Raw genomic sequence first — 17,163 nt, 5'->3', positions numbered from 1 at the left:
CCAGTTTACCCGTCTTTCCGAGGCACGAGGGATCTCCAGCGGTTCAATTTCTATTTATATCTGTAATTTACTGATCCTAATGAGATGCTTTCTACGTACCATTGACAGATTATTGGAACCGTCAACCTGATCCTGATGGTTCGGGAGAAGGGTCTCAGAAAAAGAGGAGATCCTTCACCTCCGCAAGCCTGTCTGACGAACAGGCAGGCTCCGGTTCAGGATGACGTTCCAAAAGATGTCATTACCTTTTCTGAACATTTTCGAAATGTTGGCGACTCAGGATGACGTGTGCTCCTATTTATGTCACTGGTATCAAATGGGGATAATATTTCGGGGTGAAATCTTGGGAATAAAGGATCTCAAAATATATTTGGTTTCGGGAAGATGCTTGACCTTGGTAAGTGCTTCTAGGACTTCACCTTCATGGGAGAAAAAGTAACTGGTATCAAAAAAACCATAAGCTTTGAATACTCCATTTTCAAAATATAAAGCACAACTTTCCTCCGGGCTGATCCCTTTCTCTTTGATAAGGATTGCACCGGATTGGTTGTTGATAGATTCCAGGAAATCATTGACCCGTAAGTTGTAATCAGTAACAGATTCCTTTCCGCAACAGGCTCCCAGACATTTATTTACCATATGGTCATAGCAATGGGAAGGAGTTTTTTGAATTCCGGTCAATTTAGGGCAGAGCTGAAATGATTGTGTTTGCTCTGTGATAAATTTCCAAGCTTCAGAATGGTTGTCAAATTCATAAACCGGCTTGAGTAAGCCTGTACTCTTGCTTACCTGAAAGCGGATATAACCGTTATTGTCTTCATATTGAAATAAACCCCAATTACTGCTTTTATATTTTAGTGCTCTATTGAATTTGGGCCAAATACGCTTGATTTCAAGAGCTTCCAATAAATAAGCGAGAAATTCTGACCCTGTCAATTCCCAACTGATATCATGGATTTCGGATTTTAGTTTTAGTTTTTCCTGAGAGTTACCAGAAAAATGACTTTTAAACCTGCTTCTGATATTAATGGCTTTTCCCACATAAATTACCTGACCTTTTTGGTCGTGGAAATAATAGATCCCTGTTTTTTCAGGAATCTGAAGGTATTTCTCTTTGGAAATATTGGGGGGTAAAAAAGTCTCTCCATTATTCTTTTTCAGGGTCTCAAAAATAACTTCTGGCTTGGTTCGGTAAATTTTATCAAATAAAACAGTTGTGGCTTCTGCATCTCCAAATGCCCTGTGCCTGTTTTCAATTTTAATTGACAATTGCTCACAAATTCTGCCCAAACCATAGGATTTGAATCCTGGAAAAACTTTTCGGCTCAACCTTACCGTGCATAATTTTGGTTGATTAAATTCCAATCCCCTGGTTTTAAAAGCCTCTTTGATAAATGAATAATCAAAATTGACATTATGGGCTACGAAAACCCTGTTTTCTAAAAAATCATATAATTCCTGTGCTATTTCCCCAAAAGTTGGTGCCTCAGCAACCATATTCTGGTCAATACCCGTCAGACCGGTGATAAAATTGGGTATATATCGCTCTGGATTGATCAAAGTATGGAACCTGTCAATAATATTGCCGCCGTCGAAAGCTAATGCAGCAATCTCGGTGATGCCACCCTGACCTGGGTTTCCACCCGTGGTTTCAATATCAACAATAACAAATTCCATTTCTTTAATTATAATCCAATGTTAATCAAATTTTGGAAAAATATATTTCCTTTCCTGACTGAGTGTCATGTATTGTCCGGATTTAAAACAATTTTTCTAAAATAATCATCCAATTGAGGATGATATTATTAAGGCTTTGATCTAAAAGTTTTTATATTAGAAATCTCAAAAAATGACCAATTCCATTGAAAAGAAGAGATTTTGTAAAATTAGGCACATTATTGTCGGCTGGATCAATCATGCCGCTGTCCTTTTCCTCAGGATTGAACTTTGTTCAAAAAGATCAGGTATTTACTATCGGAATTTTGGGCTATGGTGACAGGGGTTCTGGACTTCATCAGGTTCTGAATAATATGCCGGAACAATTTCAGGTCAAAGGTATCTGTGACAATTTACCCCTGAGGTTGGAGTCTGCGAAGAAGAAATATCCTTCAGGCATCCAATTTCATCAGGATTACCGTTCCCTATTGGACCAAAAGGATTTGGATGTCATTTTGATTGCCACTCCCTTATATCTCCATTTTGATCATGCCAAAGCAGTATTGGAGTCAGGGAAACATCTTTTTTTGGAGAAAACCATGGTATTTTCCATTGATCAGGCCATTGAACTGAATCAACTCAGCAAAGAATATCCAAACCAGGTCATTCAGATCGGGCACCAATATCGATATTCTCCCTTGTATTTTAAAGTGAAAGAAATGATCCAAAGTGGCTGGCTCGGTAAAGTTACGCAAGTTGAAGCAAGATGGGACAGAAACCATAACTGGAGAAGACCTCTCCCCTCCCCGGAATTGGAGCGACAGATCAACTGGCGTATGTACAAAGAATATTCCGGTGGATTGGTAGCGGAATTGCTTTCCCATCAAATGGATTTTATCCATTGGGCTTTTGAAACCCAGCCAAGTACCGTTTATGGGGTGGGCGGCATAGACCATTTCAAGGATGGCAGGGAAACATTTGACAATGTACAGGTGACCTTACGTTACGAAAAAGATGATATGATAGGGAATTTTGGAGCCACCTGTTCCAACCAATTTGATGGCTATTCCTTTAAAATAAAGGGAAGTAAGGGTATGGTTTCCTTATTGACCAATGAAGGTGTTTTTTATCCTGAACCTGATGTAAAAGTGGAATTGGAACAAGTAGATGGGGTTTCCGGAGCCACCCGCTTATCTTGGTCTTCGGATAAACGGGGAGTGAAAATTCTGAATGAGCCGACAAAAGATGGTTCCTATTATGCATTGGAGGATTTTTACCGTTGCTTGATAACCAAAGACCTTCCCCATTCCAATGTGGTCAATGGTGGTAAATCAGCCATTGTTGTCGCTTTGGCCAATCAATCCCTTTATAGCGGAGAAAAACAGGTCTGGAAACCTGAGTTTGATTTGTGAAAGGAAATACATTTTACCACATAGTCACATAGACCATATAGTTTGTGAATTCTGAATACTTTACTTTAGACTGGGCCATTCTATGTGAACTATGTTGCTATGTGGTGATAAAATTAAGAGAAATACATTTTGCAAGTTGTTAGCACTTTTGCATTTATCCCAAGAAAAAAATCCGGTACAGAGCAGGATACCGGATTCATAGTGTTTAAGTTTAGTAAGGATCAGAAATATTTTTAAATCATAATCTGATTCAGCTTCAAATTTCCCCAAAAAGTGAAGTAATTAAAATACCACTTTTGTGGTATTTTTCAGTTACATGATAATAAAATCAAATGTCAAAGTACACAATGGTTGGAGCAGCTGATAGCAGAAAATTCGCTTTTAAATTGTAGCTAGTAAATTACCTCACAGTGATATATTTTTCAATCAGTTTCTCAGCACAACGCTCACCGTCCATGGCAGCTGAAACAATTCCCCCTGCATAGCCGGCTCCTTCGGCACATGGATACAACCTTTTCACAATAGGATGCTCAAAACTTTCCCTGTCTCTGGGTATTCTGACCGGAGAGGAGGTCCTACTTTCTACTCCAATGATTTGCGCTTCATTGGTTAGGTAACCTTTCATTTTTTGACCAAAGTTCAAAAATCCTTGTTTTAATCTCTCTGCGATGAAATTTGGTAAAACTTCATACATATCTACTGATTTCAAGCCAGGTTGGTATGAAGTGTCCAAAAGGGAGGAACTTACCTTTTTCTGGGTAAAATCCACCAAGCGTTGGGCTGGAGCTGTTTGTCTCTCCCCTCCCAATTTCCATGCTCTTTGTTCCACTTCTGCCTGGAACATCATGGCCGCCAAAGGACCGTATTTTTTATATTGTGGTAAATCCTCCAATTCCACCGCTACGACCATTCCTGAATTGGCAAATTTGCTATCCCTTCGGCTTGGGCTCATGCCATTGACCACTATTTCTCCAGGTGATGTGGCGGCAGGAACAATGAACCCACCAGGACACATACAAAAAGAGAAAACACCCCGCTGCTTCCCATTCAGGTAGGTCTGATTTACGAGGGCGTAAGAAGAGGCCGGTAAATAGGGGCCCCTATCCACCTCACAATGATATTGAATCCGGTCAATCAAATTTTGACTGTGTTCAACCCTCACACCCAAAGCAAAGGGTTTGGCTTCAATAAGGATTTTTTTATTTTGTAACAAATGGAAAATATCCCTTGCTGAATGACCTGTGGCCAGAATGACGCCAATGCCTTTTATTTTTTCGCCATCTTGAGTAACTACCCCTTTCATCTCATTTCCTTCAAGGATAAAGTCAACTACTTTGGTTTCAAAGAGAACCTCCCCTCCTGCCTGTAGGATACTTTCCCGTAATTCAGCTACCAATTTGGGAAGTTTGTTGGTTCCGATATGAGGATGGGCATCTACCAGGATTTCTTCGGTAGCTCCATGGGCCACCAAGATCTCCATGATCCTTCTAATATCTCCCCTTTTTTTGGAGCGGGTGTAGAGTTTTCCATCAGAATAGGTACCAGCCCCCCCCTCCCCAAAACAATAATTGGATTCTGGATTGACGATATGGTCTTTGTTGATAGCAGCTAGGTCCCTTCTTCTTGCTCTAACATCCTTGCCCCTTTCGATCACAATGGGTTTAATTCCCAGTTCAATGGCTCTTAAGGCCGCAAAAAGTCCTGCAGGACCTGCCCCCACGATGATGAGCTGTTCTTTATTGGAGACGTTTTGATAAGCTTTTGGGGTTTGTAGTAAAGGTGTTGGCGGCTCATTGATAAAAACTTCAGCAGTAACATTGACCCTTACCTGTCTTCCCCTGGCATCTATGGACCTTCTGATCTGGCGGGCTATTGCCTCCGGGCTTTCAGAAGAGAATCCGGCTTTTTCCAGCGCGACTTGCTGAAACAATAGGTCATCATAAGCCTCTTCGGGGCTCAGTTGTAATTGCAGTTCTTTTTTCATTGGGTAAGGTATTTATCCTTAAATATTTTGTTGTACCAAGTACCAAGTACGATGTACCAAGTAAATGCGAGAATAGGGAGGTTAGACTTAAGATGTAAGACTCAAGATACAAGACTCAAGACTTTTGATGTCGGAAGTTTGATTTCGGGGTTTTCACCATTAAGGAATTAAGGGAGTTTAGGAATTCATTAAGTCCTTAATGAAAACCTTAATATCTTAATTTCTTAATGGTTCAAAATCTCCAATATCCTCCTCTCGAAATCCGAATTAATTCATAATTCCTAATTCTAAATTCTTAATTCCTCATTCGTCACTCCCAAACACTTCCTTCACCACCCAACCTTTGCCCCATTCATCCATTTCTTGCTGGCTCCAAAGTTCGGGAAAGAAAATGACTTTTTGGAAACGGGGCGGCAGGTATTTCTGCCAGTTGGTTCCTCCTGTAGCAGCGATATCCTGCGGATCGCGCTGTAAGTACCTGACGGCACTCTTGTAATGGGCCAAGGGCCAGAATACATTGGCTTTCAGGTCCAAGGATCTCATCAATTGTTTCAATTCTTCATCTTTATCTTTACAATCCAGGTACTTTTTCCAAATATTTTTGTTTTGGTAAGCTTCAATCAATTCCTTAAGCTCTTTGCTATATTTTTTTTCAAAGGACTTCAGCGTCAGGGTTTTTTCTCCGGTGGCCAATTCTTTGGCCCCATGCTGCCAATACAAGTTGTCAAAAATCACATCTTTATCTTTCTCCTCCTTCAATGCTTCTCTCCTATCCATTTGGACAAGATGATGCACATCGGTTGACTGTAGTTCAATTACTCTGTATTGGGCACTTTGAAAACCACTGGATGGCAATAAAGACATACGGAATTTCAGAAATTGCTCTTTTTCCATTCCTTTCCACATCACAGCAAATGAAGCGATCAACTGGTCGAAGTACATATTAACTCTCTCCAACCTTTCCTTGAAGAATTTGGCATCTATTGGTGATTTATCTGCAATCTGTTCCAGTTCCCATATTATAAGTTTAAAATATAGCTCTGTGATCTGATGATAAATAATGAAGATTTTTTCGTCTTTGAAGGAGGTTCGGGGCTGTTGAAGGGAAAGTAGAATATCCAGATTGATATAATCCCAATAGGTCATGTAATCTGCATATAATAAGCCTTCGAGGTAGGAAGAAAGGTCCTGTCCGGATGCCTTGAATTTTTCCTGAAGTAGCTCTATTTTCTCTAAAACGTCTTTTGGGTATTGTGCTGGGCTCATGTGTTAATTTTTTGTGCGATAAGGTAGTTTTTTAACCCGCTTCTTATTTATTTCAGGGCAGGAAAACAGCATAATCCGGGTTTTCGGCTGTAAAATTCCGTTTTAATTAGCAATAAACCAAAACAGATATGGAGCATACTTCCACAATTCAGAAATCAATGAAACAAGACCTTTTCGAAGGAGTGGATTTTTATGGGGTTGACGACCTGTTGACGGAGGAACATAAATTGATCCGTTCTTCCATTAGGGACTTTGTTAAAAAAGAGATCAGCCCTTATATAGAAGACTGGGCGCAGAAAGCCCATTTCCCCTATGAAATCGTCAAAAAATTTGGTGAAGTAGGTGCCTTTGGACCTCAGATTCCTGAGGAATATGGAGGAGGTGGACTGGATTACATCGCCTATGGACTGATTATGCAGGAAATTGAAAGAGGTGACTCAGGTATGCGTTCCACCGCATCTGTACAAGGTTCCTTGGTCATGTACCCAATTTATAAGTTTGGCTCTGAGGATCAAAAGAAGAAATACCTTCCCAAATTGGCATCCGGTGAAATGCTGGGCTGCTTCGGCCTGACCGAACCTGACTTTGGTTCAAATCCATCCGGCATGGTGACCAATTTCAAAGATATGGGTGACCATTATCTCTTGAACGGCGCCAAAATGTGGATTTCCAATTCTCCAAAAGCGGATATCGCCGTAGTATGGGCAAAGAATGAAGCAGGCAGGATACATGGTCTGATCGTGGAAAGAGGGATGGAAGGTTTCTCCACTCCGGAGACCCATGGCAAATGGTCTTTAAGAGCCTCGGCAACAGGTGAATTGGTATTTGATAATGTAAAAGTACCAAAAGAAAACCTTTTACCGGGAAAATCAGGCTTGGGAGCACCGATGATGTGCCTGGATTCTGCCCGATATGGCATCGCATGGGGAGCAATCGGGGCAGCCATGGACTGCTATGATTCTGCGAGAAGATATGCTTTGGAAAGAATTCAGTTTGACAAACCCATTGGTTCTTTCCAGTTGATCCAGAAGAAGCTGGCCGAAATGCTGACTGAAATTACCAAAGCCCAGTTGATTACCTGGAAACTAGGTGTGATGAAGAATGAAGGAAAAGCTACAACTGCCCACATTTCATTGGCCAAGCGCAATAATGTGGCCATGGCATTAGAGATTGCCCGTGAAGCAAGACAGATCCATGGGGGAATGGGCATTACGGGTGAGTATCCTATCATGCGCCATATGATGAACCTGGAATCTGTGGTTACTTATGAAGGAACCCATGATATCCATTTGTTGATCCTGGGGCATGAGATTACGGGGATAGCGGCGTTTAAGTAGAGGAAAAAAAGTACCAAGTACCAAGTACAATGTACCAAGATTGACCGCTGAGGGATAGGAAACCTTGGCGGTTTTTTTTATAAAATAAAATTTCAATTCATTTGGTTGAATCTAGAATAGCAGACGATTGGTCTAATACTATGATCTAGTTTACCTTTTTTAAAATTCTTTAATCTTCCTGTCGGAGATTTTAAATCTCGTGGCATAAAATGTGCATTATCATAAACAATATTCATTCGATCTCTTTGATCAAAAGTAAAATTGTCTGGAGTAACAATATAATCCATAAAATTAGTAGATATAAATCCTTGTCCTTTGCAGTCAAATCTTAAATTACTTCCTAAATAATCAGTATGTGCACGTGTATCTTCAATATAATCTCCATCAGAACAACCTAAAAACGTATGGTGTAAACCAAAATAATGTCCTAATTCATGTGCAAAAATAAATCTTGAAAAATATTCATCATCAAGAGCTTCAGGAGCCAATGATATTGAATATGGAAAATTCAACTCAATTAATTCTGGATTAGATTGTAAACCTCCCAAAACAGCATCTTTTAAAACTGGAGTGAATGCTGAACCCATTACCCCTAGAACTGTTAAACCGTCATCTATAAAAACATTAATATATTCGGTAGGATTCCAAAGTTCAACGAATTTAGTCCACCAATTTTGTCCTAATTCATTCTGAAGTAACTTTTTGCTAACCTTATTATAACCTGAAATTGTCAAAAAGTTACCTTCAGGATCTCTGTTAGCAGCTTTAAATCTAAAGTTAACGTTAACTGCATTCATATTTCTTTTAAAATTTGTATTAACTCCCCCTCCAAATGCCATATTTGCTTGCATTATTTGCTTCTCTATTTCTGATGATGAAATGTCAGTGCCTTCAACAAAAACATGAAATATAACTTGAAATTCTTTAATTGGAAAAGCTTTTTCTTTCCTGGAATTAATTCTTAAAATGTTACTTTTAATCCCAAAGGCAGTAGCCTGAACTTTTAATATACCAATTTCTTCAATTTGAATATCCTCTAATTTATTAATTTTACTGTTTCCGATTTGAAGCTCAAGATTTCTTAAAATTTGATCTTTAATGTCAGGAATCTCTCCATTTTCCCCATATGCCGTTATTGTAAAATCAAACGTTCCGTTTTTTGCCACAGCATATTCATTTCTCGTTTCATCAGAAAAATCCAAAACCAAATTTGAAATAATACTTGGATCAACCACTTCTACCTCAATGGCATTACTGAAAATACCTTCTCTTGAAGGTAAAAAAGCTCTAACTTTATATTTACCGGTTTTTGAAAGATCTAACAGTGAGGATTCAATAATTGAATCTCCCAAATATATTTGGAGAGGTAACTCTAATTTTGTATCCGTTAAAATTGCTCGATTTCCATTATCTAAGAATTTAAACGTTAATTTTAACTTCTCTATATTATTATCAGCAATTAAAAACTTGTTTTCAATTGAAAGTTCAATTTTTTCAACTTGGTTCAAATAAAAAGAATTCTCTACTTCATTATCAGTAATACAAGAGTTAAAAATAAGTAACACTACAAAAACCGAAAGAAATATTACATTTTTCATTTTAATATATCAGGATAAGTTGAATTTGATTAATGCTGTTGGGAACTTTTGAATTGGACACAAATTCATTTAGCCCTTGATAGTATCTTATTTCAATCAATCTCTTCCCAAAATATGTCCCAATTCCGTAATTTATGCCTACAAGTAAATTATTTGTATTTAAAGAAAAATTGTAAATTAGATCTTCATCAAGTGTAGTTTCATGCTTGGAATTGAAGATATACTTAATGTGCCCTCCAAAAGAGACTTGAGGTTTAATTCTTCCCCCAAATTTTAAAACTAACGGTATTGCATCCAATCCGATTCCAATATTTCTAAACCTAGTCTGTATTGGTAGATTTGAAGTGGTTGAATTATTTACCAAATTTTGTAGTTCCAGATAAGGTTCCAACCTTATATTATTATAGGGGGAAAGATTCCAGTCGAAAACTATTCCAAAAGCTGTTCCTATCTTATAATCATCCCTAATTCCCACAAATGGTAGATTTCCATAATCAAAAAAATTAAAGCTTGGAGAAAACCGAACACCTATTTTCATTGGGTTTTCTTTAACAATAACGCTATCCGCTAATGGAAAAGCTTTGTTTAATGCTGCAAAAGTCAAAAATAGAAAAATAAATAAATTAAGTATTTTCATGTTAGTTTTTGTTGCTTAAGCCTTTTTTAATAAATGTATTTCTTGAATTTATCTTTCAATAATCTAGTTAGTCAGAAACTATGGCATCCCCATTGGGGATTTCATTATTTCGAATAGGAAATAATTTAAAAGAATTAAGCTATGAAGGATTTAAATGATTGTCAATCACCTTTTTGGGGGGTATTTAAAAATCAGTCCGGTATTCGGGCAAGATAGTTTTGGTAAAATTCTAGTTCTCCTTCCATAAAAAAATCTCTGACCAGAAAAAAAGAAATCAGCTCTTCCCAATGTAATTTTTCATAACTTGGAAATTGGTGCGTACTACTCTCATTAAGAAGAAAAAACAAAGGAATTACCCCATAATCCAGCTCATTTTTTTGAACATCATTGAGCTTATCGATGTAAATTGAAGATAAATGATTTTCATTAGTCAATAGGCCATATTTATGAAAAAGAATAACATTTCTTAGAACGGAATCCTCACCACCAAAGCAGAAATAAGGATGAAATTTTTTAAATCCTACTCCTGCCCCAGTCAAATGAGAAGAGCTAGTGTCCCCTGATCCTGTGACGGAATTGGCCTGAATAGTAACATCTTTCCAACCCTCTCCGATATAAATACCATTCACCCTGCCTGACTTGATCTGATTACCTTTGATCAAAATATTTTCCGATTCTCCATGCTTTTTGATATCATCAAGGAAAATACCTATAGTATTCGTTAAAACGCCTTTTCCAAAGCTATTAACCCCTATTTTATTTCCGAGAATAAGTGTTTCGAAGCAATCTTGCAGCAAAATCCCAGCTTCCTGATTTCCTGAAATAAGGTTGGCTTCTGTTGGCTTCATTCCCCCAATGATCACTCCTCCCGTATTCTTGACCACAACCCCATATTGATTCCCCAATGAATGAGTTCCCGTTACATCAGTCCCGATTTTATTAGATTGGATCTCAATGTTTAATAACCGATCTCTAATCTGTTCCGCGGTAGCAACAGACCCACGCATCCGGTCTATAATGATACCAACTTCATTTCCGGAAATTAAATTACCCAATTCTGGTTTTCCAATGGAAGAATTATTGCAAGAAAAACCAACCAAAATGCCAGTATGATTCCCAACTATTTTTTCACCTGTTTTGTCAGTGCCGATAAAGTTATTGTAAACACTATTTCCCGAACCGTTAAGAGAAAGTCCTACAGTATTGCCGGAAATTATATTTCCCGAAATAAGGGTGTTGGTAGCCAAGGCATGAACTTCTATTCCGGTACTATTTTTTCCAATACAGTTGTCAATGGAATAGTAGCCAATCTCGTTTCCGATTATTTTATTGTTGTCATTTGTCTGAATTACCAATGCTGTTAAATTACCTGAAAAATAATTTGATTCGCCTTCAACCAGACCACCTATTAAATTATTCCCTCCAAATACATACAACCCTAACCTATTTCCTTCATGAAAATTACCTTGGACAGACCCAAAAATATTATTTTGAATGGTATTGTTTTCTGAATCAAGGTAAAGCGCTCTAAACTCAAAAGACTGAAATATAAGCCCGTTTATGGTACTTCCACTGCTTTGATCAGACAAATAAAGTCCAGCTCTTTTTTCAGCCGAATATCGATCTTTTTCATAAAATATTTCGATTTCGTTTCCATCTAAGATAATCCCATTAACAGGATCAATTTTTTCTTCATTCTTCGTCCCGTATATTTCAATAGGATAAATTACTGCAGGCAAGGACTCTTGAAGTACAATTCTTTTAGTAGTACCATCCTTTACATCAAATTGAATGATATCTTTGAGTTTCGAGGCATTTGCATTTTGAATAGCCGCTCTCAGTGTGCAATTACCATTTTTATCAGCACATTTCTTATCAGATAAATCCACATCTTCAAAGTCTTCAATACTATTTACGGTATAGGTTCTTTGGGCAAATACTAAAGCATGAAGACAAAAAGTAAGTATCAGAATACCTATAATCCTCAAGAATTGGTTAATTCTTTTGAAAGAAGTTTTCTCTGGTCTTTTCATAAATTACAATTTTGTCTCTTTCTTAATCTGACTCTTGGGAATCATGCACGTATCAATTGGAGGGCCTCGGCAAGCTCGGCCACCGGAACTTGAATTAAATTCCGGGGGGAGGGAAGAAATGTGGCAAAGCCGCATTTCTTCCCTCCCCCCGATTTTCCAAACCTAAATTCCGTTCCCCGAGCTTGCCGAGGGGTTCTTTAACCAAATTAAATTCTACTACGTGTATGATTACGGATACTCAGACTTTCTTAATCTGGCAACTTATCTATCTCTCTTTGTAACTGAGATATCGTAGTTGAATCATATTGAAATTTGTTTATTCCTAATTGTAAATACTCCTTTTCTGCTATTTTAAAATAATTACTAATGAAACTTTGCATAATAAATTCTATACTATCCTCTGAATCTAATTCCTTTACATTATTAGAATTCTTCAAAAATTTGTTTTTCCTCATTACAGGATCTTGTAAATCAGAGGACATTATTGTTATAATGCCAATATTATGATTAGAAAAAATGTTCTGATTTTGGCCATATTCATCTCCCAAACAAATACCTATAATTGAAGAGGTGTTAACAATGCCAATGTTTTGGTTTTCAGAAGGAAAGTCCAAATCCACTCCTCCACAAAAGATATTTGAAATAATATTTAGTTTTTTCACTTCTTTTCCAATATAAATTCCAGAATTTATATTTCCACTGATCAGATTTCCATGTATGACATTATTATCCGAAAAACTTAACTTCTCTTCATCATAGATTCGGATTCCTACTGCATTAGGAATGGCATAATTACCTGAAATATCTGTTCCGATTTTATTACCGGAAACCAGATTTTCAAATGAATCAATCAGCAAAATCCCATTTTTCAAATTACCGGAAATTATATTTTCCAATCCTTCCTGAACACCTCCAATGATTATTCCTCCTGAATTTCTTAAAACAATTCCATTTTCATTTCCCAATGGAAATTGTCCTGAATAGTCTGTCCCAATCAAATTACCTGTTATTTCGATATTCAAAAACCTTTCTCTAACAGATTGAAAATTAGCCATAGACCTAATTTTTGTATCAATTAATATCCCCACCTCATTTCCGGAAATTAAATTTCCCTGATTTATTCCTCCGATGCTGATTAAGTGCGATGATGAGTTTACGACAATCCCAACTTTATTTCCTATAGTTCTGGAACCATAATAATCCGTACCTATCTTATTTTGAACTACTTTATTTCCAATTCCCCATATCTCCATTCCCATGGTATTTCCAGATATCAAGTTTCCAAGGATCAGATTGTCCTGACTGGGAAATCCCAAAAAGACTGCTATGACATTGCCACGGATTTGATCTTTTTTTGAATCATATCCAAAAATGTTTCCAATGATTTTATTCGAAATACCGGTTATACAACTTACACCATTAGAATTTCCAAAAAAATAGTTGACCTCATTCTCTGATTGACCTCCAATTAGATTATTTTTCCCCCAAACAGAAACTCCTGCCCCGTTTCCTTTTTTGGGATCTTTCTCAAGTGATCCGAAAATATTGTTTTGAATTACTGAATTATGAGAATCTATCTTAATGGCCATATTTCTTATTGATTGAAATATAAGTCCATTTATAACACTTCCACTGCTTTTTTCGGCCAGTAAAAGCCCTGTACTGGCTTCAGGTACTGTTCGAATTATTTCAAGGTCAAACCCAATCCGACTTCCATCTATAATTATCCCATCTCTAGGATCAATTTTCTTTCTGTTATTCGTTCCATAGATTTCAATAGGATAAATAATGGCAGGTAGAAAAGTTTGTAATACAATCCTTTTGGATTCATATTCGTTTAGCTCAAATAAAATTTTATCACGAAGCTTTGAGGTATTTGCATTTTGAATAGCTGCTCTAAGCGTACATTTTCCATTTTTGTCTGCGCATATCTTATCGGACAAATCCACATCTTCAAAGTCTTCTGTAGTATTAACTGAATAGGTACGCTGGGCAAGCACCATTGCCTGACAGCCCAAAAAAATCAACAGAACAAGTATGAAATTTAAAAAAATAGCATTTGAACTTATAGTAGATGTTTTTTTATTTTTCATGTCCTACTAATTAAAAGTCCAAATCTTAGATAGCCTTTTAAAAAAATTAGACCAAAAATTTTTCATGACTGAAGCTTTATCCAAAGGAATTGAAATCTTCACCGTGGTACCTTCCATCAACGATGAATTTAAAGTAATTTTGCCTTTATACTTATCTACTCTGTACTTCAGAATTTTCATCCCATTCCTTACAGATAGGGAATTCGGGTCAAAGCCAATCCCATTATCTTTAACCTTGATCAGGAGGAAATCTTGTTTTTCTTCAATACTGATAATTACTTTACTCGACTTTGCATGTTTCCTGATATTATTGATCAATTCCTTTAAAATCAGAAAAATATCTTTTCGTTTAGATAGTGAAATTGTCAATTGATTGAAATTTTCTGAAAAATGGATCCGGTAACTAAGATTAGACTGGTCCAATGATTCACTGGCATATCTTCTTAATTTGGAAAAATAACCTTCCAAATCATCCTCTTTCATTTTAATGTTTCCTACAAGTTCATGAAGCGCTTCTGATGAATCATGGATTTCTTGATCTATATTCAAAAGCAACTTCTCCACCTCCGGCTGATCCTTAAACTTGGTCTTGTTTATTGCAGATAGCAGTTGAATCGTGGTTAATCTTGCCCCTAAATCATCATGCAGGTCAGCGGAAATTTCTTCTTTTATATTTTGTAATTTCAAAAGGTGATTAATTCTCAATCGGTAATAAAAGTAAAAAATGGAAAGTAGAATTATTACTACTAATAATTTAAACCAGATCGTCTGAAAAAAAGTCTCGTGAATAGTTATTTGAAAAGATTTTACCGGTGCTCCTTCAAAATTATCATTTGTAAGTTTGACATTAAAAGTATAGGTCCCAGGGTCCAGGTTGGTATAGGAAGCATAGCGCCTATTTCCTGCCTTTACCCAGTCTTTGTCATAACCTGACAATTTATAACTATAATTTAGATTATCAGGAACGTTTTTTGAAATAGCTGTAAAGAAAAACTCCAGGGAGTTTTCATGACTTTTCAAATCAAGGTTGTCCAGGTAATGTATGCCGGCAAGTGATTCCACTTCTTGGCTATTCACTTTTACCTGCGAAAATAAAATTTTAGGCTGGTATTCATCCTATGGATAATTTTGTCCTTCCAAACATAGAATCCCCCTGTCAGAACCAAAGCATATTTTCCCCTCTTTGCTTTGATATGAAAAATCAGGGAGAAACTCATTGATTGAAATTCCGTTACGGTGGTTTAAGTATAATATTTCTTCAATGCTGATGGTTCCATCTGACTTGATAAAATTCAATTTGAAAAAGCCATTATTGGTACTGCACCAAAGTGTTCGCGTGTCTGCAAACTCCATTCCCATAATAAAATCGTTGGGAAGGCCGGTTTCACTTGTTAAGTTTACCAAGGTCCCATTTTCAATATTCAACAATAACAAACCATTGCCAAGGGTCCCAAACCAAAGCCAGTCATTTTGATACTTCATTGCCTTAATGTCCAAATCCATGGGGATGACAGCCTTCAAATATTCCTGCTGCTCGAGTTGGTCGTTGGAGAAATCATATACCCCGATATTCCCATTGCTGAAGTGAACTGCCAATTTCTTAGAATTAATTGTCCATAGATGAGAAACTGCCTGATCCGAAATTTTGAAAAAAGTTTGATTGCTCAGATCCAGTTTAAACAATCCTTGCTCAATTCCGATAATTAGTTGCCCTGGAAATTCTTTTACTTCTAGAATAACCGTACTTTCCTGATTTACACCAAAATTAGATAATGCAAGATTGATCGATTTATCCAGTTGATAAATTTCTTGGTTCGCTGGGTTATAAATCACACTTCCCCGATGTGGAGATGAAACTAAAAAACGACCCATTCCTAGAATTGGAATAATCCTATCCATTTCTAAAGTTTCTCCCTCTTTGAAAAAATCAGTTCTTTTTGCTCTCCCTTTCAAGGAAAGGTCCCGTTCGTAAACAAATATTTCTTCTTTTTGAGAGATATAAACAAAGTCTTGATCTTCTGCTAGATTGAATGACAGCTTTTCATCAGGATCCAATTCCTCAGGTAAGTACCTAGTCTCTAAAGGTATGACAGGATCAAGGGAATAAACTCCATATTTTCTCGTACCTACCCAAATTTTTCTACTTTTTGATCCATAAACGCAATAAATATCTTTAGGATCATGATCCAATTTAACTTTTACGATTCGGGAATCCATTTCATCAACTACTTGAAGCCCATTACCAATCGTTGCTATCCAAAATCCCCATTTATATGTAGAATATCTTCTATCATGGAAGATTTTGGAAATTTTCAATAATCCTTGCCTTATAGAATCTTGTTTGAAAGGCAAATAAAAAGAATTATCCGAAGGTGATTTACGCCAAATTCCACCTGAAAAAGTAGAGAGATCCAAAATTCCATTGGAAAAACTTATTCCATCTGTAAATTCCATTGTTTCACCATATTTAGACACAATACCCCAGGTAATTTTGTTTGCTCCTTGATCTGTAAGTACCCAAAGGTCTTGATCATTTGGCTTGAATATATAATTGACAGAATTTGAACTGAGGGCTTGACTACTCGACTCATGGTAATGACTGATCATTTTAAAATCTTGATCAACAATAAATAACCCTTTGGCTTCTGTGCCTAAGTAGATTCTATTCTGTTCAAAAAATAGAGATTTAATATTTACAATTTCTTCCCCAGTAGCACTAAATTGAGTGATGGGATAAAACTCTTCTGTTTTCAGATCCATATACTCCAGTTTTCCCCCTTTCACAATCATCCAGAGCTTATCATCCACAATGTATAGCTTGCCCAGCTTAAAACTGGATTCATCCACTTGATGATCAAATGATTTTCGGAACACCTTAAAATCATTTCCATTGAAACGGGTTAGAAAGTTAGGACTGGCTATCCATAAAAAGCCAATTTCATCTTCCACAATATCCAGGATAGTATTTTCAGGAAGCCCTTGTTCGATAGTATAGTTCTTCATCAGAAACTCCACTTCTTCTTGAGAATAAGCTTTGTAATAGAAAAATAAATTGATGGATAACAGAAGTACGAAAGTATATTTCATTCTTTCTCACTAATTGTATTAAAAATAAAACCAAAGAATTCGAAAGCATGGCGCGAAAGA

Annotated in this window: 12 protein-coding genes; 3 read left to right on the top strand and 9 right to left on the bottom strand. The window is 36.8% G+C overall.

Translation table 11 applies throughout. The annotated features are described in order from the left end of the window. The first annotated feature begins 135 nt into the window (after positions 1 to 135). Entirely contained in the window at positions 136 to 285 is a 150-nt protein-coding gene (locus ACFSKV_RS06345; protein ID WP_380801085.1) for a hypothetical protein, read from the top strand. Between the two features lie 27 nt (positions 286 to 312). Here the strand turns inward: ACFSKV_RS06345 and ACFSKV_RS06340 are convergent, their stop codons facing one another. After that, on the bottom strand, positions 313 to 1,677 hold the full coding sequence (locus ACFSKV_RS06340; protein ID WP_380801084.1) for an exonuclease domain-containing protein: 1,365 nt from the start codon (positions 1,675 to 1,677) through the stop codon (positions 313 to 315). A gap of 239 nt (positions 1,678 to 1,916) precedes the next feature. Between ACFSKV_RS06340 and ACFSKV_RS06335 the strand changes: the two genes are divergently transcribed. Further along, positions 1,917 to 3,068: a Gfo/Idh/MocA family protein gene (locus tag ACFSKV_RS06335; RefSeq protein ID WP_380801082.1), complete on the top strand. Its 1,152-nt coding sequence runs from the start codon at positions 1,917 to 1,919 to the stop codon at positions 3,066 to 3,068. A 400-nt stretch (positions 3,069 to 3,468) separates the two neighbouring features. On the opposite strand, the gene ACFSKV_RS06330 is transcribed toward ACFSKV_RS06335, so the two are convergent. Beyond that, the gene (locus ACFSKV_RS06330; protein ID WP_380801081.1) at positions 3,469 to 5,052 is read right to left on the bottom strand and encodes an NAD(P)/FAD-dependent oxidoreductase; all 1,584 of its coding nucleotides are present in this window, start codon (positions 5,050 to 5,052) and stop codon (positions 3,469 to 3,471) included. Positions 5,053 to 5,355: 303 nt separating this feature from the next. Then, the gene (locus ACFSKV_RS06325; protein WP_380801079.1) at positions 5,356 to 6,318 is read right to left on the bottom strand and encodes a tryptophan 2,3-dioxygenase family protein; all 963 of its coding nucleotides are present in this window, start codon (positions 6,316 to 6,318) and stop codon (positions 5,356 to 5,358) included. A 128-nt stretch (positions 6,319 to 6,446) separates the two neighbouring features. Here ACFSKV_RS06325 and ACFSKV_RS06320 point away from each other — a divergent pair, with 128 nt between their 5' ends. Continuing rightward, a complete protein-coding gene (locus ACFSKV_RS06320) occupies positions 6,447 to 7,655 on the top strand; it encodes an acyl-CoA dehydrogenase family protein (protein WP_380801078.1) in 1,209 nt (402 codons plus the stop codon). 92 nt (positions 7,656 to 7,747) lie between these two features. Here ACFSKV_RS06320 and ACFSKV_RS06315 read toward each other — a convergent pair whose 3' ends face one another. The 6 genes from ACFSKV_RS06315 to ACFSKV_RS06290 all read right to left on the bottom strand — a co-directional run bounded on the left by ACFSKV_RS06315 (position 7,748) and on the right by ACFSKV_RS06290 (position 17,103). Then, entirely contained in the window at positions 7,748 to 9,253 is a 1,506-nt protein-coding gene (locus tag ACFSKV_RS06315; RefSeq protein ID WP_380801077.1) for a M43 family zinc metalloprotease, read from the bottom strand. A 1-nt stretch (position 9,254) separates the two neighbouring features. Then, entirely contained in the window at positions 9,255 to 9,890 is a 636-nt protein-coding gene (locus ACFSKV_RS06310; RefSeq protein ID WP_380801076.1) for a hypothetical protein, read from the bottom strand. Between the two features lie 191 nt (positions 9,891 to 10,081). After that, positions 10,082 to 11,923, bottom strand: coding sequence for a right-handed parallel beta-helix repeat-containing protein (locus tag ACFSKV_RS06305; protein ID WP_380801075.1), 1,842 nt, complete (start codon positions 11,921 to 11,923; stop codon positions 10,082 to 10,084). 248 nt (positions 11,924 to 12,171) lie between these two features. Next, on the bottom strand, positions 12,172 to 14,016 hold the full coding sequence (locus tag ACFSKV_RS06300) for a NosD domain-containing protein (RefSeq protein ID WP_380801074.1): 1,845 nt from the start codon (positions 14,014 to 14,016) through the stop codon (positions 12,172 to 12,174). A 6-nt stretch (positions 14,017 to 14,022) separates the two neighbouring features. After that, the gene (locus ACFSKV_RS06295) at positions 14,023 to 15,093 is read right to left on the bottom strand and encodes an ATP-binding protein (RefSeq protein WP_380801073.1); all 1,071 of its coding nucleotides are present in this window, start codon (positions 15,091 to 15,093) and stop codon (positions 14,023 to 14,025) included. A 39-nt stretch (positions 15,094 to 15,132) separates the two neighbouring features. Further along, positions 15,133 to 17,103 (bottom strand): ligand-binding sensor domain-containing protein, encoded by a 1,971-nt coding sequence (locus ACFSKV_RS06290; RefSeq protein WP_380801071.1) that lies wholly within the window; start codon positions 17,101 to 17,103, stop codon positions 15,133 to 15,135. Positions 17,104 to 17,163 lie beyond the last annotated feature (60 nt).

This window comes from Shivajiella indica, assembly GCF_042683085.1.
In the GTDB taxonomy this organism is placed as follows: domain Bacteria; phylum Bacteroidota; class Bacteroidia; order Cytophagales; family Cyclobacteriaceae; genus Shivajiella; species Shivajiella indica.
Note: the sequence above shows the minus strand (reverse complement) of the source record. Positions and strands in the feature narration are given on the sequence as shown.

Coding starts and splice junctions, on each gene's coding strand:
- ACFSKV_RS06305 (WP_380801075.1), bottom strand. CDS start 11,923: ATGAAAAGACCAGAGAAAACTTCTTTCAAAAGAATTAACCAATTCTTG.
- ACFSKV_RS06320 (WP_380801078.1), top strand. CDS start 6,447: ATGGAGCATACTTCCACAATTCAGAAATCAATGAAACAAGACCTTTTC.
- ACFSKV_RS06330 (WP_380801081.1), bottom strand. CDS start 5,052: ATGAAAAAAGAACTGCAATTACAACTGAGCCCCGAAGAGGCTTATGAT.
- ACFSKV_RS06325 (WP_380801079.1), bottom strand. CDS start 6,318: ATGAGCCCAGCACAATACCCAAAAGACGTTTTAGAGAAAATAGAGCTA.
- ACFSKV_RS06300 (WP_380801074.1), bottom strand. CDS start 14,016: ATGAAAAATAAAAAAACATCTACTATAAGTTCAAATGCTATTTTTTTA.
- ACFSKV_RS06335 (WP_380801082.1), top strand. CDS start 1,917: ATGCCGCTGTCCTTTTCCTCAGGATTGAACTTTGTTCAAAAAGATCAG.
- ACFSKV_RS06340 (WP_380801084.1), bottom strand. CDS start 1,677: ATGGAATTTGTTATTGTTGATATTGAAACCACGGGTGGAAACCCAGGT.
- ACFSKV_RS06315 (WP_380801077.1), bottom strand. CDS start 9,253: ATGAAAAATGTAATATTTCTTTCGGTTTTTGTAGTGTTACTTATTTTT.
- ACFSKV_RS06310 (WP_380801076.1), bottom strand. CDS start 9,890: ATGAAAATACTTAATTTATTTATTTTTCTATTTTTGACTTTTGCAGCA.
- ACFSKV_RS06290 (WP_380801071.1), bottom strand. CDS start 17,103: ATGAAATATACTTTCGTACTTCTGTTATCCATCAATTTATTTTTCTAT.
- ACFSKV_RS06345 (WP_380801085.1), top strand. CDS start 136: ATGGTTCGGGAGAAGGGTCTCAGAAAAAGAGGAGATCCTTCACCTCCG.